The organism is Flavobacterium sp. (genome assembly GCF_003525665.1).
In the GTDB taxonomy this organism is placed as follows: Bacteria; Bacteroidota; Bacteroidia; order Flavobacteriales; family Flavobacteriaceae; genus Flavobacterium.
Map to the genome: position 1 here is coordinate 27099 of NZ_DQDX01000017.1, position 511 is coordinate 27609.

At 28.8% G+C, this 511-nt stretch carries 1 protein-coding gene; it reads left to right on the forward strand.

Annotation, left to right across the window (positions count from 1 at the left end):
• On the forward strand, positions 1-385 hold a 385-nt coding region (locus tag DIU01_RS01210; protein ID WP_290831437.1), incomplete at its 5' end, for an outer membrane beta-barrel protein.
• Positions 386-511: the final 126 nt, after the last annotated feature.

Consider the following 511-nt stretch of genomic DNA (forward strand, 5'->3'; position numbering starts at 1 on the left):
ATATCAGTATTTTTCATTGCCATTATTATTAAAATACAATATTGGAAAAGATAAATCATTTTTTGTGAATGGAGGATTTTTTATAGCTACAACAGGGAATAATAAAAAGTCAACAAGAATAACTAATGAAACAATAGGTTACAGTTATACTCCAACAGAAAATTATAATTTTACTTTTGCTGGTGATATTGATGGTTCAGATTATGGGATTACTTTCGGATTAGGAAAGTCATTTAAATTAAAGAGTAAAACAAACCTTTCCCTAGAATTAAGAGATAATTTAGGGTTAGTCAATGCGATAAGTGGAATTATTGACAGAGGTGTTTCAGGAGATATTAAAACCAATACATTAAATCTAATTGCGCAGTTGTCATTTGATTTGTAGTTGTTTGTGGAAAATATAAATATAGAGTCGGACGATGGTCCGACTTTTTCTTTGGAGGACTTTACTTATGAATCGTCAAATGATTTTGCGGTTTTTTTTATAGATTCATTTCAATATATCCTAACA